A 21,948-nucleotide genomic window follows, 5' to 3' on the forward strand; every position below is an offset into this window, starting at 1 on the left:
CCGCTCAGCAGCCGTTCTGGAACGGGAAACACTCCGCCGGACGCTGGGTGGTCGGTGCGCGGGTGGTGGTGCTCTGCGAGGTCTCCGAGACCGGGCGCGGATGCGGCGGATCGCGCAGCACCGCGAACACCACCATCACCAGCACCACCAGGACGCCGAACACGGCGACCCCGAAGACCGCCAGTCCGGCCAGTTTCCCGCGCGCGCCGTGCTCGTCCGGCGGCGGCGCCATCACCGGCGCGGCGAACCGGCTCGGCGGCGGGATCGGGTCCGGTGCCGGACGGTTGTCCTCGAAGCCCGCCTCGGCGAGTTCGGCCGCACTCGGCGCCCACGCCGCCAGACCCAGTGCCGAGCAGGTGTTGCGCACCCGGTCGATGGTCCACGCGCGCGGGCCCGCGGAGAAACCCTCCAGGTAGACGCGCAGTTCGTGGGCGTCGATGGTATTGGCGACCAGCACGTCGAGGCCGGGCCGCAGCGCGGTGCGCGCCGGGCGCACCACCACGCCCCGATACGGCACCAGCACCACCGCGCCGCACACGTGCTTGCTGTCCTGCAGTGCCTGTTCCAGCGCCACCCGCACCGCGTGCACGCCGTGTTCGAGCCGGTCGGTGAGACCGCTGGACGGCTCGACGTCCAGGTCGAGGGGGCTGTCGCTGATCGTCCACGCCCCGTCGACCGAGACCGCGAGCAGCCCGCTCTGCCGTCGCCGGAAGCCCTTGACCTCGATGACGGTGATCCCGCGCGGGGTGATGACCACCGCGCCGAGCCTGCGATCACCCACCCGAGAGTCGACCAGGGCCAACCCCGTGCTCGGAAAGGCGCGCAGGCAGTCCACGAACTCCCGCTCGGCGCCGGAGAGCTCCGCCTCCGGCCTGATCCGAACCAGCATCCCGATGTTTCCCCTACCAGTGCCGCGACCTGACACCGCCGCTGCGCGCTGCGGTACACCGATCATGACGCGCAACTGTTCCGAAAACCACTGGAACCCAAAGAAAACCAGGTCCGCGTCCGCACTCGACTCCGCGAACGACTACCGGCGAGTACGCTGCGGCAGTGCCGGGCGACGTCGAGCAGACAGGTGGACACGAGATGGCTTCAGCGCCCCTACCACGCATTTCCCCGGGCCGGTTCGGTGAACTGGGCCCGATCAACTGGGTTGTCTGGCAGGTTCTTTCGCGCGCGTCGGGCACCGAGGACGCGCAGCTGTTCAGTACCCTCGGCCGCACCCGCGGCCTGTTCCGCGGCTGGCTGCATTTCTCCGGCAAGCTCATGCCCGGCGGTCGGCTGCGCCGTGCCGAGGCCGAGTTGGTGATCCTGCGGGTGGCCCACCTGCGCGCCTGCGACTACGAGACCGACCACCACCGCAGGCTCGGCCGCAAGGCCGGACTCACCGCCGAGGAGATCGAGCGGGTCGCGGCCGGACCGGAGGCGCCGGGCTGGACCGATCGGCAGCGGGCGCTGCTCGTGGCCGTGGATCAGCTGGTGACCAGCCGCGATATCGACGATGCCGGGTGGGCCGGGTTGGCCGCGCACTTCGACGAGCGGCTGCTGATCGAGATCGTGCTGCTGATCAATCAGTACGAGGGCCTGGCGGCCACGATCACGACCCTGCGGATCGCGCGCGATACCTTCTGATGTGACTCACGTCATACGGCGAGTCGCCGGGAAAGCTCCCAGAGTTTCAGGCGTACAACGTACGGAGTTCATCGCCACCGAGGAGAGCCCATGCAGATCACCGCTTCCGCCATCTCGCTCAATGTCGCCGAGCCGCTGGCCTCGGCGCGGTTCCTGATCGACCACCTCGGCTTCACCGAGCAGATGTCCGCCGACGGTTTCGTCTCGCTGGCCAGGGCCGATGCCGGGATGAACGTCATCTACCTGCGCACCGGCCTGGCCACCTTCAAACCGGCGCGGATCGCGGGCAAAGCGGGCGATGGCCTGCTGGTGGTGTTCACCGTGACCGATATCGACGCCGAATACGAACGCCTGCGCGGCGCGGGCGTGCCGATCGAGACACCGATCGAGACCGAGGAGTGGGGCGAGCGCTACTTCCAGATGACCGACCCCAACGGGGTCGTCATCCAGCTCGTCCAGTGGGTCTAGCGCTCAGCGTCGGGCGACACGCAGGGCCGCGACCACCAGCGGGATCTGCAGCGGCAGGCGGGCCAGCACACCGGCCTTGAACACCGGCGACGCCTTCGGATTGCCGACGACGTCGACCGCCATCTGGATATTGGCCGGGAAGACGCCGACGAACAGGCCAGCGGCCAGCCAGCCACCGAGGCGGCGGGTGCGCGGCACGGCCAGCGCCGTGGCCACGCCGACCTCGGCGACACCCGAGGCGTAGGTGTAGGTCCTGGCTTCGCCGGGCAGCTTCGGCGGAACGATGCCGTCGAACAGTTTCGGTGCGATGAAATGCAGGGCGCCGACGAGGAACAGCAGGCCGCTCAGCCAGGAATGGACGCGGCTCCGGGGCGATTCATTGCTCACGCCCGCCAGCCTAGCCCGCGGCGCCACCGGGTCGTCCGGCCCGCGTCCGGGCCGGACGACCGGCGATCTAGCGGGCGGCGAGGACCGCGGCGGCGGGGGTGGCCGGGCGGCCGAGCAGCGCGGCCAGCTCGCCGGTGGTGACCTCGAGCAGGCCAGCGGCGATGCCGGTGTCGGCGTCGGCCAGGACCGCGGCGTGCTCGGCGTCCAGGCCAGCCGCGCGCAGGGCGGCGGCGTAGTCGGCCTCGGCGAGGTTCTCGTAGCGGACTCCGGCGCCGATGGCGGCTGCGAGCTCCGGGCCGGTCAGCGCCTCGTCGCCGCCGAGTTCGTAGACGCGGCCCGCGTGCCCGTCACCGGTGAGGACGCGGGCCGCGGCCTCGGCGTAGTCGGCGCGGCTGGCACCGGAGACGCGCCCCTCGCCCAGCGCGCCGTGGAAGATGCCCGTCGCCGCGGCGGCCGTGGCCGCGCCCGCGTAGTTCTCCCAGTACCAGCTGTTGCGCAGCAGGACCGTCGGCACGCTCGCGGTAGCGAGGACCTCCTCGGTGCCGCGATGTTCGCCCGCCAGGATCATCGGGTTCGCGTCGGCGCGCGGGATGCTGGTGTAGGCGAGCAGTTCGACGCCCGCGCGTTCGGCGGCGCGGATGACATTGGTGTGCTGGGTGATTCGCGCGCCGAATTCGTTGCCCGAGATGAGCAGTACCCGGTCGACACCGGCGAGCGCGGCGTCGAGGGCGGCCGGGTCGTCGTAGGACGCCTGCCGGATCTCGGCCCCGCGAGCGGCCAGGTCGGCCACCTTCGACGGGTCGCGCACGATGGCCACCGGCCGTTCGCCCGCGTCCACCAGGGCTTCGACGACGAGCCTGCCGAGTTGTCCACTCGCTCCGGTCACCGCGACGGTCATGACTACCTCCACTGCTCTACTTTTACCATGCACTAACTATTAGTTAGCACTATGCCTTCAGTAGGTACTTCGGTCAAGTGAGTACGATGTGGGCATGAGCGAGCGCGTCGAGGAGGCCGATCCCGGGTTGGAGGCCGATCCCGGGTTGGAGGCCGATGTCTTCGCCCGTGATTGCGCGTCGCGGGCGGTGTTGCACAACGTCACCGGGCGGTGGGGCGTGCTCGCCCTGGTCGCCCTGCGCGAGGGTGCCTACCGGTTCAGCGCGCTACGACGGCGGGTCGACGGTGTGAGCGAACGCATGCTCTCGCAGACCCTGCAGGCGCTCGAACGCGACGGGATGGTGCATCGGGAGGTGCTCGAGGCCATTCCGCCCCGCGTGGAGTACACCCTCACCGAGCTGGGCGCCGAGGTCGCCGAGCGGCTGGAGGCGTTGATCGTGGTGCTGGAGTCGAATATCGACGTCATCGGGGCGGCGCAGGCGGCCTACCAGCCGCGCCACGCCGCCGACTAGACGGTCATCCGGCGGCGAGCAGGCCGGAGACGGTGGTGAAGCGATAGCCCTGGGCGCGCAGACCGGTGACGATATCGGCGAGGGCGTCGAGACCGGTGGTGCCGTGCATCAGGTGCAGCAGGATGATCGAGCCGGGCCGGGTGTTCGCGAGGGTATCGGCGACGATGGCCTCGCGGCTCGCGCCACCCGCGGAATCGGGTTCGACATCCCAGGTCACCGAGGTGCGGTCGTGGTCGGCCAGGTAGTGCGGCAACGTCCACAGTTTCTTGCCGTAGGGCGGGCGGAAGGTGATCGGGCCCTGGAATCCGGTGCGGCGGATCTCGGCGTCGGTGTTCTCGATCTCGGCGCGCACGGTGTCCTCGGAGACGAAGATCATCCGATGGTGCGAATAGGAGTGGTTGCCGATCTCGTGGCCCGCCGCCGCGATGGCCGCACCGTATTCCGGATGCGCGGCCAGGTCGCCGCCGACCAGGTAGAAGGTGCCGGGCACCTGGAGTTCGGCGAGGGTGCGCAGGATTTCGGGGGTGCGCGCGGTCGGCCCGTCGTCGAAGGTGAGAGCGACCAGCTTCTCGTTCGTCTCGACCCGATCCACCAGCCGCCCCGCGACCTGATACGTCCGCGAATTCATCAGCACATAGAGCCCGGCGCACACCGCCACCACCACGACGACACCGACGACCGCACCGATCAACCACTTACGCACACTGCTGTATACCGCAGATCGGGTTAGGGGATCACCTGGGTGATGTCGCCCGGCTTCAAGTAGTCGAAGAAGCGGTGGGCGCCGTCCTCGGTCATTCGGACGCAACCGTGCGATTTCGAGTCGACCGGGCCCACGTGGAAGGCCATGTCACCGTTGAAGAAGGTGGCCCAGCGCATCGGGGCATTGTGCATGGTGCTCCAGTGGAATTCCCGCTTGAAGGAAATCCGGGTCACCGCGGGCGGCGTCTCGAATCCGGGCATTCCGTGCGAGATCGGGGTCGGGCCGAAGATCACCCGGCCGTTGTCCACCAGCCACGCCTCGTTCGTCGAGAGCCGCAGGCACGCCTTGGCCTCCACCACCGGGCACGGCGAGGCCGTCGGAACCACCGAGGGAACGCCCGGAATATCGGGGCCACCAGGGAAAAGGGGTTCGGCCATCGCGGGCGCCATGCTGCCGAATCCGGCCACCGCGACCAGCGCCGCCACACGTGCCATCACACCGAGAATGCGCATCGGGTACTTGCCTCTCTGTACTCACGAGATCAGGTCAAGCGACTATCAAGCGAACGAAAGAGCTGCCCAGAATCATGAGCTATAGAAGGCGATTCACCAAATCAACGCCCGTAATTTGGCCGAAAAGAAATACACGACGAAGGGGCGGCCGCAATGCGACCGCCCCTTTTCGGTGTCTTCGTCCACTCAGAAGTTGATCATGTGGCCCGCGAGGCCGTGGATGGCTTCCTGGAGCGCCTCGCTCAGGGTGGGGTGGGTGTGGACGTTGCGCGCGAGCTCGTTGACGGTGAGGTCCCACTTCTGGGCCAGGGTCAGCTCGGGCAGCAGCTCGGAGACGTCGGGGCCGATGAGGTGGCCGCCGATGAGTTCACCGTGGGTCTGATCGGCGATGAGCTTGACGAAACCGGTCGGGTCGCCCAGGCCGTGCGCCTTGCCGTTGGCGGTGAACGGGAAGGTCGCGACCTTCACGTCGTAGCCCTCGTCGCGGGCCTGCTGCTCGGTGAGGCCGAAGCTGGCGACCTGCGGCTGGCAGAAGGTGGCGCGCGGCATGAACCGGTAGTCGCCCAGCGGCAGGGTCTCCGCGCCGCCGATGGTCTCGGCCGCGACCACGCCCTGCGCCTCGGCCACGTGGGCCAGCTGCAGCTTGGCGGTGACGTCACCGATCGCGTAGATGTGCTCCACATTGGTGCGCATGTTGTCGTCGATCGCGATGGCGCCGCGGTCGGTGAGCTCGACCCCGGTGGTCTCCAGGCCGTAGCCCTCGACGCGGGGCGCGAAGCCGACGGCCTGCAGCACCTTGTCGACGGTGACGGTCTCGATCGCGCCGGACTTGTTGTCCTTGATCTGGACGGTGACCTTGGAGCCGTCGTCGTCGATCGACTGCACGGCCGCACCGGTGGTGATGGTGATGCCGAGCTTCTTGTACTGCTTGGTGATCTCCTTGGAGACGTCGACATCCTCGTTGGGCAGCGCCCGGTCGAGGAATTCGACGATCCGCACGTCGACGCCGTAGTTCTTGAGAACGTAGGCGAACTCCATGCCGATGGCGCCCGCGCCGACGATCAGGATCGAGCCCGGCAGCTCGCGGGTGAGGATCTGCTCCTCGTAGGTCACGACGTTGTCGGAGAGCTGGGTGCCCGGCAGCAGCTTGGTGGTGGTGCCGGTGGCGATGATGACGTTGTCGAACGTGATCGCCTCGGTGCCGCCCTTGGTGAGGGCGACATCGATCGAGTTCGGGCCGGTGAAGGTGCCCAGACCGTCGAACTCGTCGATCTTGTTCTTCTTCATCAGGAAGTGCACGCCCTTGACGCGCCCGTCGGCCACCTTGCGGCTGCGGTCGAAGGCGGCGCCGAAGTCGAAGCTGACCTCACCGGAGATGCCGAAGGTCTTGGCTTCCTTGTGGAAAATGTGGGCCAGTTCGGCGTTGCGCAGCAGTGCCTTGGACGGGATGCAGCCCACGTTCAGGCACACGCCACCCCAGTATTTCTGCTCGACAATCGCTGTTCGCAGGCCGAGTTGAGCGGCACGGATCGCGGCGACATATCCGCCGGGACCAGCGCCGAGAACGACGACATCGTAGTGGGAAGTCACGTCACCGAGCCTAACTCTGTTTCGGGGAGTTCACCCACCCGTCCCCCACTTCGGTGAGATGCGCGCACGCCCGCCTCCCGCGCCGTCTCGCCGGTACGCTCGAGACCGTGACCGGCCGGGCGATCAGCGAGACGACCGCCGCCCGCACCGACTCTCCCGGCCCGGTCGTGCCGGGTGACGATCCGCTCGCCGCGGGTATCGGCAGCAGGCTCGACGGCACGGTGTCGACACACCTGGTCCGGCTGCTACTGCGAGCCGCACGCGAGGCGGGCGTGGCCGAGTCGGAACTCGCCCGCGTGCCAGGCACCGGCGAGCTGGTGTTGCGGGGTGAGCTGAACCGGATTCCGATGCGGTCACTGATCCGACTGTGGGAGCTGATCGCGCAGACCCGGCCGGGCGCCGGTTCGGGGGCCGCGATCGCCGCCGAGGCGAGTCTGGGCACCCTCGACACCTGGGACTATCTGGTGACCACCGGTCCGACCCTGGCCGACTCACTGCGCGCCGCCCAGCCCTATCACCGCCTGGTCACCGCCGCCGCCGAAGGTTTCGACCTGTCCGGTGAGGGCGAACTCACCATCGGCTACCGCACCTCGGCCGACGATCCGGCCGTCACCTCGGTGGTCAACGAGTACGTGCTGGCCTACTACCTGCGCCGTGCCCGCGAGGCCACCGGCCGACCGCTCGCCCCGACCCGGGTGCGTTTCGGTCACCGCGCTCCGGTCGACCGCTCCGGCCTGGTCACCGTCTTCGGCACGGACGACATCGAATTCGACGCGCTCGGCCGAACGGAGCTCCGATCGCGTCGGACTTCGCCCTCGTCGACCGCGCGCTGCCCGCACTCGCCGATGGGCAGATCCTGGTGCGCAACACCTGGATGTCGGTCGACCCGTACATGCGCGGCCGCATGGACGACGCGGAGTCCTACATCCCTGCGTTCGAACTCGGTGCGGCACTGGACGGTTCGGCCGTCGGCGAGGTGATCGCCTCCCGCTCGGCCGACATCGCGGTCGGCACCACGGTCTCGCACTTCGCGGGCTGGCGTGAACACGCGGTCATCGACGCGGCGACCGCCACCCCGGTCGATCCGGAACTGGCTGCCCCACAGCACTTCCTGGGAGCACTCGGCACCACCGGCCTCACGGCCTACGCCGCCCTCACCGAGATCGCCCCGGTCCGCCCCGGCGACACGGTGTTCGTCTCGGCGGCGGCGAACACCTGAAAGTCGCCATCGAAGCCATGAACCCGCACGGCCGGATCGCCCTGGTCGGCGCCATCAGCGGCTACAACGGCGACACCGCCCAGCCCCGACCGGACCTCTACCTCGCCGCCACGAAAGAGGTCACCCTGCGCGGCATGCTCGTGACCAGCCACTTCCCGATCTTCGGCGACTACATCGCCAAGGCGGCCACCTGGCTCGCCGACGGCACCCTGCGCACCACCGAGACCATCTACGACGGCCTCGACCAGGCCCCCGCCGCCCTCCTCGGCGTCCTCACCGGTGCCAATACCGGCAAGATGCTCGTCCGCCTGGCCTAGGAATCGAGATCACGGTCGCCAGACCTGCGCGGCGATGCGGGCGAAGTTGCCGCCGAAGAGGGCGGCGCGTTCGGTGGGGGTGAAACCGCGGTCGGCGAGCTGGGCGTCCAGGCCGGGGACGTCGGATTGGCCGAGGAGGTCCTCGGGTGGGGTCCACTGCAGGGGACCCCACGCGGTGTACGCCTCGGAGAACGCCTCCGGGGTGTCGCGGATCTCGTCGTTGAACTGCTGGCCGTCGAAGGAGTAGTCCGAGCCGATGCCGACATGGTCGATGCCGACCAGGTCGACGCCGTAACGGATGTGGTCGGCCATGGCCGAGACGCGGGCGGAGCGGTCGACGGGGTCGTTGTGCCCCAGAAAGATTCCCACGCCGTTGATGCCGATCACTCCGCCGGTCGCCGCGCAGGCGCGGGCCTGGTCGTCGGTGATATTGCGCGGATGTTCCCACAGGGCAGCGAAATTGGAGTGGCTGTAGATCATCGGGGCGGCGGTATGGGTGGACAGGTCCAGGCCGGTGCGGCGCGAAGTGTGCGAGCCGTCGGCGAACATGCCGACCTCGTTGAGCTTGCGCACCAAGTCTTTTCCGTAGCCGGTGAGGCCGGTGTCCTCGGTGTCGAGACAGCCGCAGCCCGCCGGATTGGCGTGGTTGTAGGTGGGCCCCAGCGAGCGCACACCCAGGGAGTAGAAGAGTTCGACATTGTCGAGATCACCGTCGAGCGGTGCCGAATCCTCCAGGTCGAAGGCCAGCGAGAGCACGTCGGGATCGCCGATCCGCTCGGCGGTCTCGACGAGACGGAAGCGAGGATCGGCGGCGGCCTCGGCGCGGAACTGGTGCAGCAGCGCCAGCGAATCCGCCTTGCGCTGCGGCGAGTAGCCCACGTTCACCGACAGATAGGACCCGAGCGGGTACCTGGCCAGCTCCGCGATCCGGGCCGTGTGCCGCAGCGGCAGACAGCAGTGCTGCTCCCAGAGGAACACCGGATACCACCCCTTCCTCGTTCGTGACCCGTCATCGTACGTTTCGCGATGGACCCGGTACCGGATCGACGCTAACGCGATGTCGCGTCTGTCCGATCTATCAATGACTAGATCTCCTGCCCGAAGGCGGTGCGACATGCGTCGCTTGCTGATTCTGTTCGCCTCGCTCGCGCTCGGCGCGGGCCTGTGGACCGCTCCGGCCGCGGCCGCCCCGGCCTCCTGCGGACTCACCTGGGGCTCGCTGGACAAGGCGGCGCCCACCTATGCCCGCGCCACCGTCACCGCGGTGCGCGCGGGCAGGCACGACTGCTTCGACCGGCTCGTGGTCGATCTCAGCGGTCCGGTCGGCGGCTATCACGTCGGCTATGTAGACACCGTCACCATGGACGGTTCCGGCCAGGTCGTCCCGCTGCGCGGCGGCGCCTTCCTGCACGTGACGGTCCAGGCACCCGCCTACGACGACGCGGGCAATGCCACTTTCCGGCCCGCCCGGCCGGGCGAAGTGGTGGACGTGGACGGCTACCAGAGCTTCCGTCAGGTCGCCTGGGCCGGATCGTTCGAGGGCAGAACCGGTTTCGGGCTCGGCGTACGCGCCCGGCTGCCGTTCCGGGTGCTGGTCCTGGACAACCCCGCCCGCCTGGTGGTCGACGTCGCGCACGCCTGGTGACTCACCAGCCCGGCCGCTGCGGCCGCGAACCGACGAGTTCGTCCGGCTTGGCGCTCTGGCGCGACCGGTAGACGATGTAGGGCCGGTAGAAGTAGCTCAGCGGCGCGCTGAAGGCGTGCACCAACCGGGTGAACGGCCACAGCGCGAACAGCGTGAGCGCGATCATCACGTGGATGTGGAACGACAGCGGGGCCTGGGCCATCAGGTCACCGCGCGGCTGGAGAATCCAGATCGAACGGAACCACGGTGACACCGTCTCGCGGTAGTTGTGCTCCGGACCGATCGCCCCGGAGCCGATCAACGTGGTCGCCAGCCCGGTGACCAGCGCGCAGACCAACACCAGGTACATGATCTTGTCGTTGAGGGTGGTCGCGGTGAACACCGGTCCATTGCGGCGGCGCCGGTAGATGAGCAGGGCGATGCCGGTGAGCGTGGCCACGCCCGCGATGCTGCCCAGCACGATGGCCTGGATGTGATAGACGTGCTGGCTGATGCCGATGGCGTCGGTCCAGGACTCCGGGATGACCAGGCCGATGATGTGCCCGACGATCACCACCAGCATCCCGTAGTGGAACAGCGGGCTGGCGATACGCAGCACCTTGCTCTCGTAGAGCTGCGAGGAACGGGTGGTCCAGCCGAACTTGTCGTAGCGGTAGCGCCACCAGGTGCCGACGATCAGGATCGCCAGGCTCACATACGGGATGATGTCCCAGAAGATCTCGCCCGCCGAGACACTGTCTGCGTCCATGTCACCGAGGTCCTTTCGCTACAGCGGGTTCCCGGCGCGGTGGCACGGTGAGGGTGAAGGGAGCGAGGCCGACGGCCTCGGCGGGTGGGCCCGCGTCGACCAACCGGCGCGCCCAGCCCAGTTCCTCGTCGGTGGCGGGCGGCAGCGTGGCGACCACGGCGGCGAGCACCGGCGCGTAGCGCGAACCCTCGTCTGCCAGTGCCAGTCCGATGGCGTGGACGGCGCGTCGGTAGGCGGTCAGCAGCGCGGCTCCGGCGACCGGATCGACGGTGGCCGCGAATTCCAGGACGACCGGAAGATGATCGGGCACTTCGCTGTCCGGCGGCGACACCCCCGCGCCACGGTACGCCTCGGTGAAGGCCAGCATGGCCATGCCGCGATTGCGGGTGTCGCCGTCGGTCCAGTAGGTGAGCAGCAGGGTCGCGCGCCTGCGCAGGTCGAAGGTGTCGACGTACTCGCGCGCTGCCACCACCTCGGACATTCCGCGCAGTTCCGTGGCCACGCCCAGCAGCGGCTTGGCCCGGTCGGCGGGCAGATGCGCGCACAACTCGGCGACGACATCGAGCCGCGCCGACTGTCCCTCGTCCGGGTAGGCCAGCAGCAGGGAGGCGGCCTGCCAAGTCAGCCGGTGCTCGGCGGTCCGGCGGACCGCGCGCCCGCGCATCATCGCCTGCCGCCGGGGAACATGCCTTCCGGGGCGCCCTTGCCGTCCCAGTTCAGCAGGTTGACGCGGGGTGGCTGACCGGCGCCGGTCGACTCGCTGGTCTGGCGTTGTTTGAGCGCGTGGAAGGTCTCCACCGCCACCGGGATCGGCTTACCGCTGGTCTCGCCGAACGGGCCGGACGCCTGGTCGTACATGCCGGGCCCGCCGTCGAAATCGAGCGCGCAGTCGGCCACCGATTCCTCCAGCTGATGCCCCTGGTCGGCATAGGCGGACGGAATGACATACCGCTCTTCGATTTTCGCGAGCGCGAGCAGCCGGTACATCCGGTAGATCTGTTCCTCGGTCATACCGACGGCGGCCGGAATGTGTTCCTGCGGTTCACGTCCGAGATTGATATCGCGCATGTAGGACCGCATGGCGGCGAGTTTGCGCAGCACCACCGCCACCGCCTCGGTGTCACCGGCGGTGAACAGTCCGGCGAGATATTCCAGGGGAATACGCAGTGATTCGAGGGCGCCGAAGAGATTGCCGACGTCCTCGCCGTCGTGACCGTCGCGCGCCACCGCGTCCACCACCGGCGACAGGGGCGGGATGTACCAGACCATCGGCATGGTGCGGTATTCCGGATGCAGCGGGAGCGCGACGCGGAAGTCCTTGATCAGCGCGTGAATCGGCGACTTCTGCGCGGCCTCGATCCAGCTGTCCGGAATGCCGGAGGCCCGTGCGCCCGCTACGACCTCCGGATCGGCCGGGTCGAGCAGGATATCCACCTGCGCCCGGTAGAGATCATGATCGTCGGGGACGGAGGCGGCGTCGAGCACCTTGTCCACGTCGTAGAAGATCAGCCCGATATAGCGCAATCGACCCACACAGGTCTCCGCGCACACCGTCGGCAGGCCGACCTCCACGCGCGGATAGCAGAACGTGCATTTCTCGGCCTTGCCGGTCTTGTGGTTGAAATACACCTTCTTGTACGGACATCCGGAGATGCACATGCGCCAGCCACGGCATTTGTCCTGGTCGACGAGCACGATGCCGTCCTCGGTGCGCTTGTACATCGCGCCCGAGGGGCACGAGGCGACACACGCCGGATTCAGGCAGTGCTCGCAGATACGCGGCAGATAGAACATGAAGGTCTGTTCCAGCTCGGTCTTGACCTTCTCGCTCACCTGGGCGAGCACCGGGTCACCCGGGACGATCTCCGGCGATCCGGCCAGGTCGTCGTCCCAGTTGGCCGACCAGTTGATCTTCATCCGGTCGCCGGTGAGCAGGCTGCGCGGCGCGGCGACCGGGATCTGGTCGCTGAGCGGGGCATTGATCAGGTTCTCGTAGTCGTAGGTCCACGGCTCGTAGTAGTCGGACATGGCGGGCATCTTCGGATTGGCGAAGATATTGGCCAGCTTGGCGAAACGGTCACCGCCGCGTAGCCGCAGCCTGCCCTTCTTCAGTGTCCAGCCGCCGCGCCACTTCTCCTGGTCCTCGTAGGTGCGTGGATACCCTTGTCCCGGACGGGTTTCCACATTGTTGAACCAGACGTATTCGGTGCCGGTGCGATTGGTCCAGGCCTGCTTGCAGGTCACCGAACAGGTGTGGCAGCCGATGCATTTGTCCAGATTCATCACCATCGCCAACTGCGCCATGACTTTCATCAGTACGTCACCTCCTGGCTGCGGCGACGGACCACGGTCACTTCGTCGCGCTGATTTCCGGTCGGGCCGAGATAGTTGAACGCGAAGGAGGTCTGGGCGTAACCGCCCGCCAGGTGGGTGGGTTTGATGAGCAGCTGGGTGATCGAATTGTGGATGCCGCCACGGGTTCCGGTGGCTTCCGAGAGCGGGACGTCGATGGTGCGTTCCTGCGCGTGGTACACGTACACCACCCCGCGCGGCATCCGCTGGGAGACGATGGCGCGGCAGACCAGCACGCCGTTGCGGTTGAGCGCCTCGACCCAGTCGTTGTCGCGCACGCCGATCTCCTCGGCGTCGCCGGGACTCATCCACATGGTCGGGCCGCCGCGCGAGAGCGAGAGCATGAGCAGGTTGTCCTGGTATTCGGAATGGATGGACCATTTCGAATGCGGGGTGAGATAGCGCAGGGTCAGGCCCACACCGTCGCGGCGTTCGCCGATCCCGGGTTCGCCGTAGAGCTTGGCCATGTCCAGGGGTGGTCGGTAGATGGGCAAGGCCTCGCCGAGTTCCTCGAGCCAGTCGTGGTCGACATAGAAGTGCATTCGGCCGGTGAGGGTGTGGAAGGGCTTGAGGTATTCGATGTTCTGGGTGAAGGGGGCGTAGCGGCGGCCACCGGTCTCGCTGCCCGACCATTCCGGGCTCGTGATCACCGGCACCGGCCGGGATTGCGTTTCCGCGAAGGTGATTCGTCGTTCCTCGCTGCCCTCGGCGAGTTTCACCATGTAGCGTCCGGTGCGCCGGTCCAGTTCCTCGAATCCGGCCACCGAGAGTCGGCCGTTGGTGGCGCCGGAGAGCATGAGAATGGTCTCGGCCATCTTCTCCGCCGAATCCAGCGCCGGACGTCCTTCCGCCACTCCGGCATTCATGACACCGTGCAGGTGGCTGAGTTCGAGGACTTCCTGGTCGGGGAACACCGTGACGCCCTTGGTGGTGAGCCCGGCCTGTTCCACCAGCGGGCCGAGCGCGGCCCATTTCTCGGCCACCGCCGTGTAGTCCCGCTCGACCACTTTCAATGGACCCATCGTCTTGCCGGGCACCGGGACTTCACCGGTGGTCTGCCAATTCGATTGGGTGCCATGCGGATATGCCATCGCGCCGGGAGTGTCGTGTTGCAGGGTGCCGAGGACGACATCGGTGCGGGTGCCCAGATGTCTGGCCGCCATGGTGGAGAAGGCGCGGATGATCGTGCCGAAAGCGTCGAAATCGGAACGGGTTTCCCACGGCGGGTCGATGGCGGCGGTGAAGGCGTTCATGAACGGGTGCATATCGGTGCTCGACAGGTCGGCCTTCTCGTACCAGGTCGCGGCGGGCAGCACGATATCGGAGAACAGGGTGGTGGAGGTCATCCGGAAGTCGATGGACATGAGCAGGTCGAGCTTGCCCTCGGGCACCGGGTCGGGCGAGACCACGTCGACCGGGCGCTGCTGCGGCGCGGCCAGGTCGTTGCGGACGTTCGACTGGGCGCCTAGCAAGTGCTTCAGGAAATACTCGTTGCCCTTGGACGACGAACCCAGCAGATTGGATCGCCAGACATTGAGCACACGCGGCCAGTTCCGCGGACTGTCCGGATCTTGTACCGCGAATCGCAGTTTCCCACTGTGCAATTGGTCGACGGTGTAGGCGACCGGATCGGCACCGGCGGCCTTCGCCTCCTCGGCCAGGTCCAGCGAGGAACGGTCGAACTGGGGGAAGAACGGCGTCCAGCCCATGGCGACGGCCGAACTCAGCACATCCATGGTGTGCTTGTCGCGGAACAGGCCGCGGCCGGTGGGGGCGGCGAGGACATCGGCGCGGTAGCCGTCGTAGCGCCACTGGTCGGTGTGGGCGTACCAGTAGGAGGTGCCCGCCATGAGCCGGGGCGGGCGCGACCAGTCGGTGCCCATGGCCACAGTGGTCCAGCCCGTCACCGGCCTGCACTTCTCCTGGCCGACGTAGTGGGCCCAGCCGCCGCCGTTGCGGCCCATCGAACCGGTGAGCAGCAGCAGCGCGAGGATGGCGCGATAGGTGGCGTCGCCGTGGAACCACTGGCAGATGCCCGCGCCCATGATGATCATGCTGCGACCGCCGGAATCGACGGCATTGTCAGCGAATTCGCGCGCGATCCGGATCACCTGCTCGCCGGAGACGCCGGTGATCGGCTCCTGCCAGGCGGGTGTGCCGGGCGAGTCGAAATCGGTGTAGCCGGTGGGCCAGTGCCCGGGCAGGCCCGGCCGGGCCACACCGTACTGGGCCAGCAGGAGATCGAAGACCGTGCACACCCGGCGACCGGCGATGACCCGCACGGGGACGCCGCGCTCGATCGTCTCACCGTGTCCGTCGACGGTGTCGAAGCGCGGCAGCGTCACCACCGCGCTGTCGCCGCCGGAGACATCGGCGACGGTCAGCGCGGGTTGCAGGTCACCGAGGTCGAGATTCCACTTGCCCACGCCCTGTTCGCCGAAGCGGAAGCCGAGCGAGCCGTGCGGGATCGCCGCCGCGCCGGTGACGCTGTCGAGCAGGGCGGGTTTGAAGGCGGCGTTCTCGGAGGTGTCGCCGAGGTCGGCGGCGGTGAGGTTCTTGCCAGGGACCAGGCGGCCGTCGCGGTCTTCCAGGCTGATCAGGAAGGGCAGGTCGGTGAACTGGCGGACGTAGTCGACGAAGAACGGTTCGCGCCTGCGCACGAAGTACTCCGTCGCGATGACGTGCCCCATCGCCATGGCCAAGGCGCCGTCGGTGCCCGCCGCGCACGGCATCCACTCGTCGGCGAACTTGGTGTTGTCGGCGTAGTCGGGGCTCACGGTGACGACCTTGGTGCCGCGATAGCGCACCTCGGCCATCCAGTGCGCATCGGGCGTGCGCGTCACCGGGACGTTGGAACCCCACATGAGCAGGTAGGACGCGTCCCACCAGTCGCCGGATTCGGGGACGTCGGTCTGGTCGCCGAAGACCTGCGGGGAGGCCACCGGCAGGTCGGCGTACCAGTCGTAGAAGGAGGTCATCACGCCGCCGAGCAGTTCCACGAAGCGCGAGCCCGCGGCGAAGGACACCATGGACATGGCCGGGATGGGCGAGAAGCCCGCGATGCGGTCGGGGCCGTACTCCTTGATGGTGTGCACGTGCGCGGCGGCGATCATCTCCACCGCCTCGTCCCAGCTCACCCGCACCAATCCGCCCATCCCCCTGGCCTTCTGGTACTTGCGGCGGCGCTCGGGGTCGGCCTGGATGTCGGCCCAGGCCAGCACCGGGTCGCGCAGGCGGGACTTGGCCTCGCGATACATCTCGACCAGCAGGCCGCGCGCGTACGGGTAGCGCACCCGGGTGGGCGAGTAGGTGTACCAGGAGAAGGCGGCGCCACGGGGGCAGCCACGCGGTTCGTAGCCGGGGCGGTCGGCGCCCGCGGAGGGGTAGTCGACGTCCTGGGTCTCCCAGGTGATGATGTCGTCCTTGACGTAGACCTTCCACGAACACGAGCCGGTGCAGTTCACCCCGTGTGTCGAGCGCACCACCTTGTCGTGGCTCCACCGGTTGCGATAGAAGATGTCGCCCTCGCGGCCGCCCGCGCGGGTGACGGCGCGCCCGTCGGGCGATTCCACGCCGGGAGTGAAGAACCGGCCGCTGCGGACCAGCAGGTTCTCCACCGGTCCGCCGATGTGCGCTTCGGGTGCCACTGCTTCTCCTTCTATTCGACGGCGTGCAGCTTGAAGGCGGTGTAGAGCAGCGCGGCCAACGCGGTCGCCGCGAGCAACAGCAGGCCGATCGTGTAGCTGTGGCTGGCCTCGTCGTAGGTGACGCCCATGATCAGCGGCGGGAAGTACCCGCCGAGCCCGCCCGCGGCCGAGACGATGCCGGTGACACTGCCGACATTGGAACTCGGCGCCCTACGCGCCACCCACGCGAACACCCCGCCGGTCCCGATACCGAGGAACAGCGCCATCGCGATGAACGTGCACGCCGAGGCGACATCCGGCGGCGGCTTGAACGAGGCGACCACGGCCATCACCGCCGTGCCCGCCAGCGAGGTGACCACGATGTACTTGGGCGCGATCCGGTCCGAGAGCGCGCCACCGACCGGCCGGGCGATCACCGCCGCCAGTGCGAAGGCGGCCGTGCGGGTGCCCGCGTCGACGGCGGAGAAGCCGTAGACGTTCTTGATGTAGGTGGGCAGGTAGGAACTGAAGGCGACGAACCCGCCGAAGACCACCGCGTAGAGGAACGACATCTCCCAGGTGACGCCCAGTCTCATCGCCGCGCGCAGCTTGGGCAGCACCGGATCGGTGTTCGGCGTGAACTCCGGGGAGTTACGCATGAACAGGATGCACAGCCCCGCGGTGACAGCCAGCGCGGCGGCCACGATCAGGTGCGTGGGCAGCAGCCCGAACCAGCGCACGAAACGCGGCGTGAAGAACGCCGACACCGCCGTGCCGACCATGCCCGCCCCGAACACCCCGGTCGCGAAACCGCGCCGCGCGGGCACGTACCAGGAGTTCGCGAACGGGATACCGACGGCGAAGATGGTGCCCGGAATGCCGAGCAGGAACGCGAAGACCAGCATCAGCGGATAGGACTCGACACTGCCCGCGATCCCGACCGCCACCACCGGCACGATCGAGGCCAGCGAGACGCCGATGAACATCGTCCGACCGCCGAGCCGGTCGGTGAGCGCGCCGGAGACGATGCGCCCCAGCGAGCCGACCAGGATCGGCATGGCGACCATGATCGAGGCCGCCATACTGCTGAGTTCCATCTTGTCGGCGTAGTTCGGCGAGAGCGGGCCGATGAGATTCCACGCCCAGAAGTTGATGGCCGACACCCACGTGGCCAGGACGAGGTTGAGGGTCGGGGACCCGGCGCGTACCGCTGTCTGTAGCGACGTCACCCGATCAGGAGAACACACCGTTCACGACCGATGCCGGTGAACACGCAACGTTCCGGCAACTCCATCGAAAACCTTGTGAACTCCCCTTTCGGGTGACGATCCGAGAACTCCGCAGACCTCGCAACCCCCTGCCGGTTCTCGGCCGCCTCGATCTGGACTGACCAGAGGGTGCGACGAAGGAGTACCCGCCGGGAGGGAAGAGCGAGGCTTCGGGGCCGAGAACCCGCGGCGCCAGCCGCCCATGTCACTGCAACAATGTGTCCATGAGCGGCGTTGAGCAGAACGTGACCGATCCCTATCTCTGGCTCGAGGAAGTGACCGACGAGGCCGCGCTGGACTGGGCGCGGGCCCGCAACGAGGTGGTCGGGCGGCGCTTCGCCGCGACCGAGCGCTTCGCCGCCGTCGAGGCGCGCGTGCTGGCCATGCTCGACGACGACACCAAGATCGCCTTCCCCGGCCGACGCGGGCCGTGGCTGTACAACTTCTGGCGCGATGCCGAGCATCCGCGCGGGGTATGGCGGCGCACGACCTTCGGCTCCTACGCCACCGCCGAGCCCGAGTGGGATGTGCTCATCGACGTGGACGCGCTGGCCGAGGCCGACGGGGAGAACTGGGTGTGGGCCGGGGCCGCCGTGCTGCGTCCTGCGCAGGAGCGCGCCATCATCCATCTGTCGCGCGGGGGCGCCGACGCGACCGTCGAACGCGAATTCGACCTGACCACCAGGGAATTCATCGCACCCGAGGACGGCGGCTTCTTCGTGCCCGAGGCCAAGACCCGGCTCGGCTGGATCGACGCCGACACCGTCTATCTCGGAACGGATTTCGGTCCGGGCTCGCTCACCGATTCCGGCTACCCACGCATTGCCAAGCGTTGGCGGCGCGGGACCGAGTTGTCCGCCGCCGAGACCGTGTACGAGGGCAAGCCGGGCGACGTCTCGATCGGCGCCGGATACGACCGTCATCCCGGCTACGAGCGCCACTACCTGCATCGTTCGACGGACTTCTACAACACCGAGGTGTCGCTGCTCGAGGACGACGAGTGGCGGCTGCTCGAGACGCCCACCGACGCCGATGTGGACTGGTACCGCGACTGGCTGCTGGTGCGCCTGAAGACGGCGTGGACTCCGGCCGGTACCACCTTCGCGCCCGGCAGTCTGCTGGTCACCGACATCAACGACTTCCTCGCCGGGGGAAGGGACTTCGAGGCACTGTTCACTCCCGACGCGCACACCGCGCTGGAGAGCTGGGGCTGGACCGAGAACCACCTGATCCTCACCACCCTGCGCGATGTGCAGACCGGCTTCCAGGTGCTCACCCCCGGCCCCGACGGCTGGACCCGTTCCGAACTCGCCGACTCCCCCACCCTGTCGAGCACCTCGGTGACCAATCTCGACCCGCTCGAGGGCGGTGACGAATTCATGCTCACCACCACCGGTTTCACCACTCCGACCACGTTGCTCAGCAGCGCCGTGGGCGAGCAGGCCACGGTGCTGAAGCAGGCGCCCGGCTATTTCGATGCCACCGGCATCGAGACCGAGCAGTTCTTCGCCACCTCCGACGACGGAACGGCTGTGCCCTACTTCGTGATTCGTCACCGTGACCGCAGGGGCACGCCGGGGCCGACGGTCCTGGACGGCTACGGCGGCTTCGAGGTGTCACGGACGCCGGTCTATCTGGGCGCGCCGGGCATCGCGTGGCTGGAGAAGGGCGGCACCTTCGTGCTGGCCAATATCCGTGGCGGCGGCGAGTACGGACCCGAATGGCACACCGCCGCACTGAAAGAGCACCGCCATCGCGCCTTCGAGGACTTCGCCTCGGTCGCCCGGGATCTGGTGACGCGCGGGATCACCACCCCGGACCAGCTCGGCGCCAAGGGCGGCAGCAACGGCGGATTGCTGATGGGCGTGATGCTCACCCGGTATCCGGAACTGTTCGGCGCGATCGTCTGCCAGGTGCCGCTGCTGGACATGCGCCGCTATCACCTGCTGCTGGCGGGCGCGTCCTGGATGGCCGAGTACGGCGACCCGGACAAGCCCGAGGAATGGGCCTACATCAGCGAGTACTCGCCGTACCAGAACACCGACCCCGACCGGCAGTACCCGCCGATCCTGCTGGCCACCTCCACCCGCGACGACCGGGTGCACCCCGGCCACGCGCGAAAGATGGCCGCGCTGCTGGAATCCCAGGACCGCACCGTCTGGTACTACGAGAACATCGAGGGCGGGCACGGCGGCGCCGCCGACAACAAGCAGCAGGCGCACCTTTCCGCGCTGGTCTACGAATTCTTCACGCAGATGCTGATGGAGGGGCGGCGCTCGGCGTAGCCGTCAGCGGTCGCGCAGCCACTTCTCCACCGCGTCGACGGTGGAGTCCGGATTGGTGATCCAGCCGTTGTGCCCCAGGGCCTCCGGCTGGAGCCACCGGGTCACCTCGGCGGCCGGGAGTTTGCTCAGCAGATGGTCGGCGGAGCTCTGCGGGGCGAGTTCGTCGCCGGTCACGGTGATCGACAGGACCGGGAACTTCAGCCGCGTCATCCGCTCCTCGTAGTCGATGTCGGCGCCGACCGGGACGAAGCGGCCGGTGCGCGCCAGCCGCGCCCAGTCCGACATGAGCACCTTGGACTGTCGGCCGTAGGCCCGCTTGCCCAGCAGGTCACCGGGCCAGAAGCCGGTGAGATTGGCGGCGACGGCCACCGCCGCGGTCCCGACGAGGACACCGGGCGCGAGCACGCCGCGATATCCGCGGTAGTACGGCGTGCCGGAGGCGACCAGGATCAGCCCGCCGAGCCTGCCGCGCACCCGCGCCGCGTACAGGGCGGCCAGCTGCCCGCCCATGCTGTGGCCGAGCAGGTACGGGGTGCTGCCGGGGAAACGGTCGCGCACGGCCTGGAGCATGGCGGGGAAGTCGACCGAGACGAGTTCGTGGTAGCCGTAGGTGCTGTCGGTGTCGGGCCGTGGCGAGTCGCCGTTGCCGCGCAGTTCGCCGATGGCCACGTCGAATCCGCGCGCGGCCAGCTGCCCGCCGAAGTACTCGTAGAACTCGCCGGGCACGGCCAGACCCGGCACGATGACGATCACCGGGCGCGGCACGTCCGGCGTGATCGGGTGCCGGTGCGGTCCACGCGCGGGCAGCAGCCGGACCGGCAGGGTGCTGCCGTCGGGTACCTGGATCGGGACGATCTCGACCCGGGCCATCAAGCCCCTACCGCGCCCAGGATCACCCGGCTCAGTACCTTGATCACCTCGTCGAGCGGGGGCCGCGGGTCCGATCCGCTCCACCCGTCGACCACATAGTTCACCGCGCCGATGATGGCCAGCACGCGCAACTCGTAGTCACCGGCGGGGATCTCGCCCTGCATGGCCGCGTCCTCGGCGGCACTGGCCAGCAGCGATCCCCACACCCGGCGCAGCTCGAGCCGGAACTTCTCGACCTTGGGCCCGGCGCCGACCACCTCGACCAGGGCCACGCGCGCCTTGCGCGGGTCCTCGCCGATGGCCTCGACATAGGCGCGCACCGCGGCGTCGATCTGCTCGAGCACGGTGCCGTCGGTCTTCGCCTCGAGCGCGGCGGCGACCGCCTCGCGCGATTGCCTGTCGATCTGCTCGTACAGCTCGAGTAGCAGCGATTCGCGGCCGGTGAACTCCTCGTAGAACTGCCGGGAGGACAATCCCGCGTCCTTACAGATGGCACCGACCGAGCTGTTGGCGTACCCGTCGCGCGCGAAGACCGTCAGGCCTGACTCCAGAAAACGCGCACGCCGCTGGCGTTGCCGGTCCTCTACGGGCTGCCCGGCATACATTCGTCCCGTATTCGCATCCTGTGACATTGTCGCTGACAATACCGAAGGGCCCGATCCCCTCGTCATGGATCGGGCCCTTCGGCTGCCCTCCCGGCTTACCGCGCGTTAGCCGGAAGTTGGCTGATGTCTTCTCAGTTGCCGGATCCCTGCACCGAACCGGTGCTGATCGAGCTGGTGAGCAGACCCAGCAGCAGGCTCAGGATGCTGCCGTCGCCGCTGCTGCCACTGCTGTTGTCGGTGATGTTGTAAAGCATGTGCCACTCCAAGTTGATGCTTTGTGACTACGTCGTCACTGGCCATTTGCCGTCT

Annotated in this window: 22 protein-coding genes and 1 pseudogene; 8 read left to right on the forward strand and 15 right to left on the reverse strand. The window is 68.2% G+C overall.

Annotated elements, in window-relative coordinates:
* Positions 1-4 precede the first annotated feature (4 nt).
* Positions 5-889 carry an NERD domain-containing protein gene (locus QC180_RS06460; RefSeq protein ID WP_278261669.1) on the reverse strand — a complete coding sequence of 295 codons (885 nt, stop codon included), beginning with the start codon at positions 887-889 and terminating at the stop codon, positions 5-7.
* A 200-nt stretch (positions 890-1,089) separates the two neighbouring features.
* On the opposite strand from QC180_RS06460, the gene QC180_RS06465 reads away from it, so the two are divergent.
* The gene (locus QC180_RS06465) at positions 1,090-1,635 is read left to right on the forward strand and encodes a carboxymuconolactone decarboxylase family protein (RefSeq protein WP_278261670.1); all 546 of its coding nucleotides are present in this window, start codon (positions 1,090-1,092) and stop codon (positions 1,633-1,635) included.
* Positions 1,636-1,725: 90 nt separating this feature from the next.
* On the forward strand, positions 1,726-2,103 hold the full coding sequence (locus tag QC180_RS06470) for a VOC family protein (RefSeq protein WP_278261671.1): 378 nt from the start codon (positions 1,726-1,728) through the stop codon (positions 2,101-2,103).
* 3 nt (positions 2,104-2,106) lie between these two features.
* Here the strand turns inward: QC180_RS06470 and QC180_RS06475 are convergent, their stop codons facing one another.
* Positions 2,107-2,490 carry a DoxX family protein gene (locus QC180_RS06475; protein ID WP_278261672.1) on the reverse strand — a complete coding sequence of 128 codons (384 nt, stop codon included), beginning with the start codon at positions 2,488-2,490 and terminating at the stop codon, positions 2,107-2,109.
* Positions 2,491-2,557: 67 nt separating this feature from the next.
* Positions 2,558-3,388 (reverse strand): NAD(P)H-binding protein, encoded by an 831-nt coding sequence (locus tag QC180_RS06480; RefSeq protein ID WP_278261673.1) that lies wholly within the window; start codon positions 3,386-3,388, stop codon positions 2,558-2,560.
* 94 nt (positions 3,389-3,482) lie between these two features.
* Between QC180_RS06480 and QC180_RS06485 the strand changes: the two genes are divergently transcribed.
* Positions 3,483-3,899 (forward strand): winged helix-turn-helix transcriptional regulator, encoded by a 417-nt coding sequence (locus tag QC180_RS06485; protein ID WP_278261674.1) that lies wholly within the window; start codon positions 3,483-3,485, stop codon positions 3,897-3,899.
* A 4-nt stretch (positions 3,900-3,903) separates the two neighbouring features.
* On the opposite strand, the gene QC180_RS06490 is transcribed toward QC180_RS06485, so the two are convergent.
* The 3 genes from QC180_RS06490 to lpdA form a co-directional block, all read right to left on the reverse strand.
* Positions 3,904-4,602, reverse strand: a complete 699-nt coding sequence (locus QC180_RS06490) for a polysaccharide deacetylase family protein (protein WP_278261675.1) — start codon at positions 4,600-4,602, stop codon at positions 3,904-3,906.
* Between the two features lie 23 nt (positions 4,603-4,625).
* On the reverse strand, positions 4,626-5,096 hold the full coding sequence (locus tag QC180_RS06495) for a L,D-transpeptidase (RefSeq protein WP_278261676.1): 471 nt from the start codon (positions 5,094-5,096) through the stop codon (positions 4,626-4,628).
* 204 nt (positions 5,097-5,300) lie between these two features.
* Positions 5,301-6,704, reverse strand: coding sequence for a dihydrolipoyl dehydrogenase (gene lpdA / locus QC180_RS06500; protein WP_278261677.1), 1,404 nt, complete (start codon positions 6,702-6,704; stop codon positions 5,301-5,303).
* A 347-nt stretch (positions 6,705-7,051) separates the two neighbouring features.
* Here lpdA and QC180_RS06505 point away from each other — a divergent pair.
* The 3 genes and pseudogenes from QC180_RS06505 to QC180_RS30315 all read left to right on the forward strand — a co-directional run.
* Positions 7,052-7,417: pseudogene (locus QC180_RS06505) on the forward strand (AraC family transcriptional regulator ligand-binding domain-containing protein); the annotation flags it as partial.
* Positions 7,418-7,533: 116 nt separating this feature from the next.
* Positions 7,534-7,923 (forward strand): MDR/zinc-dependent alcohol dehydrogenase-like family protein, encoded by a 390-nt coding sequence (locus QC180_RS30310; RefSeq protein WP_278261905.1) that lies wholly within the window; start codon positions 7,534-7,536, stop codon positions 7,921-7,923.
* Positions 7,924-7,940: 17 nt separating this feature from the next.
* Positions 7,941-8,240 carry an MDR/zinc-dependent alcohol dehydrogenase-like family protein gene (locus QC180_RS30315; RefSeq protein ID WP_278261678.1) on the forward strand — a complete coding sequence of 100 codons (300 nt, stop codon included), beginning with the start codon at positions 7,941-7,943 and terminating at the stop codon, positions 8,238-8,240.
* Positions 8,241-8,249: 9 nt separating this feature from the next.
* Here QC180_RS30315 and QC180_RS06520 read toward each other — a convergent pair whose 3' ends face one another.
* Positions 8,250-9,218: a dipeptidase gene (locus QC180_RS06520; RefSeq protein ID WP_278261679.1), complete on the reverse strand. Its 969-nt coding sequence runs from the start codon at positions 9,216-9,218 to the stop codon at positions 8,250-8,252.
* A gap of 136 nt (positions 9,219-9,354) precedes the next feature.
* On the opposite strand from QC180_RS06520, the gene QC180_RS06525 reads away from it, so the two are divergent.
* On the forward strand, positions 9,355-9,885 hold the full coding sequence (locus tag QC180_RS06525) for an AMIN-like domain-containing (lipo)protein (RefSeq protein ID WP_278261680.1): 531 nt from the start codon (positions 9,355-9,357) through the stop codon (positions 9,883-9,885).
* A gap of 1 nt (position 9,886) precedes the next feature.
* Here QC180_RS06525 and narI read toward each other — a convergent pair whose 3' ends face one another.
* The 5 genes from narI to QC180_RS06550 are packed head-to-tail and all read right to left on the reverse strand — an operon-like array spanning position 9,887 to position 17,840.
* Entirely contained in the window at positions 9,887-10,633 is a 747-nt protein-coding gene (gene narI, locus QC180_RS06530; protein ID WP_278261681.1) for a respiratory nitrate reductase subunit gamma, read from the reverse strand.
* Between the two features lies 1 nt (position 10,634).
* Complete coding sequence (narJ, locus tag QC180_RS06535; protein WP_278261682.1) at positions 10,635-11,300, reverse strand: nitrate reductase molybdenum cofactor assembly chaperone; 666 nt, start codon at positions 11,298-11,300, stop codon at positions 10,635-10,637.
* Entirely contained in the window at positions 11,297-12,946 is a 1,650-nt protein-coding gene (gene narH, locus QC180_RS06540) for a nitrate reductase subunit beta (RefSeq protein WP_278261683.1), read from the reverse strand. Before narH ends, narJ begins: the two co-directional genes overlap by 4 nt.
* Complete coding sequence (locus QC180_RS06545) at positions 12,946-16,632, reverse strand: nitrate reductase subunit alpha (RefSeq protein ID WP_278261684.1); 3,687 nt, start codon at positions 16,630-16,632, stop codon at positions 12,946-12,948. Before QC180_RS06545 ends, narH begins: the two co-directional genes overlap by 1 nt.
* A gap of 11 nt (positions 16,633-16,643) precedes the next feature.
* Positions 16,644-17,840 (reverse strand): MFS transporter, encoded by a 1,197-nt coding sequence (locus QC180_RS06550; RefSeq protein ID WP_278261685.1) that lies wholly within the window; start codon positions 17,838-17,840, stop codon positions 16,644-16,646.
* Between the two features lie 263 nt (positions 17,841-18,103).
* Between QC180_RS06550 and QC180_RS06555 the strand changes: the two genes are divergently transcribed.
* Positions 18,104-20,164, forward strand: a complete 2,061-nt coding sequence (locus tag QC180_RS06555; RefSeq protein WP_278261686.1) for a prolyl oligopeptidase family serine peptidase — start codon at positions 18,104-18,106, stop codon at positions 20,162-20,164.
* Positions 20,165-20,167: 3 nt separating this feature from the next.
* Here QC180_RS06555 and QC180_RS06560 read toward each other — a convergent pair whose 3' ends face one another.
* The 3 genes from QC180_RS06560 to QC180_RS06570 all read right to left on the reverse strand — a co-directional run bounded on the left by QC180_RS06560 (position 20,168) and on the right by QC180_RS06570 (position 21,893).
* Positions 20,168-21,034: an alpha/beta hydrolase family protein gene (locus QC180_RS06560; protein WP_278261687.1), complete on the reverse strand. Its 867-nt coding sequence runs from the start codon at positions 21,032-21,034 to the stop codon at positions 20,168-20,170.
* A complete protein-coding gene (locus tag QC180_RS06565; RefSeq protein WP_347567305.1) occupies positions 21,034-21,705 on the reverse strand; it encodes a TetR/AcrR family transcriptional regulator in 672 nt (223 codons plus the stop codon). Before QC180_RS06565 ends, QC180_RS06560 begins: the two co-directional genes overlap by 1 nt.
* A gap of 65 nt (positions 21,706-21,770) precedes the next feature.
* Positions 21,771-21,893 carry a hypothetical protein gene (locus QC180_RS06570; RefSeq protein WP_278261689.1) on the reverse strand — a complete coding sequence of 41 codons (123 nt, stop codon included), beginning with the start codon at positions 21,891-21,893 and terminating at the stop codon, positions 21,771-21,773.
* Positions 21,894-21,948 lie beyond the last annotated feature (55 nt).

Origin of the sequence: Nocardia anocheti (assembly GCF_029675105.1) — a bacterium.
Lineage (GTDB): Bacteria > Actinomycetota > Actinomycetes > Mycobacteriales > Mycobacteriaceae > Nocardia.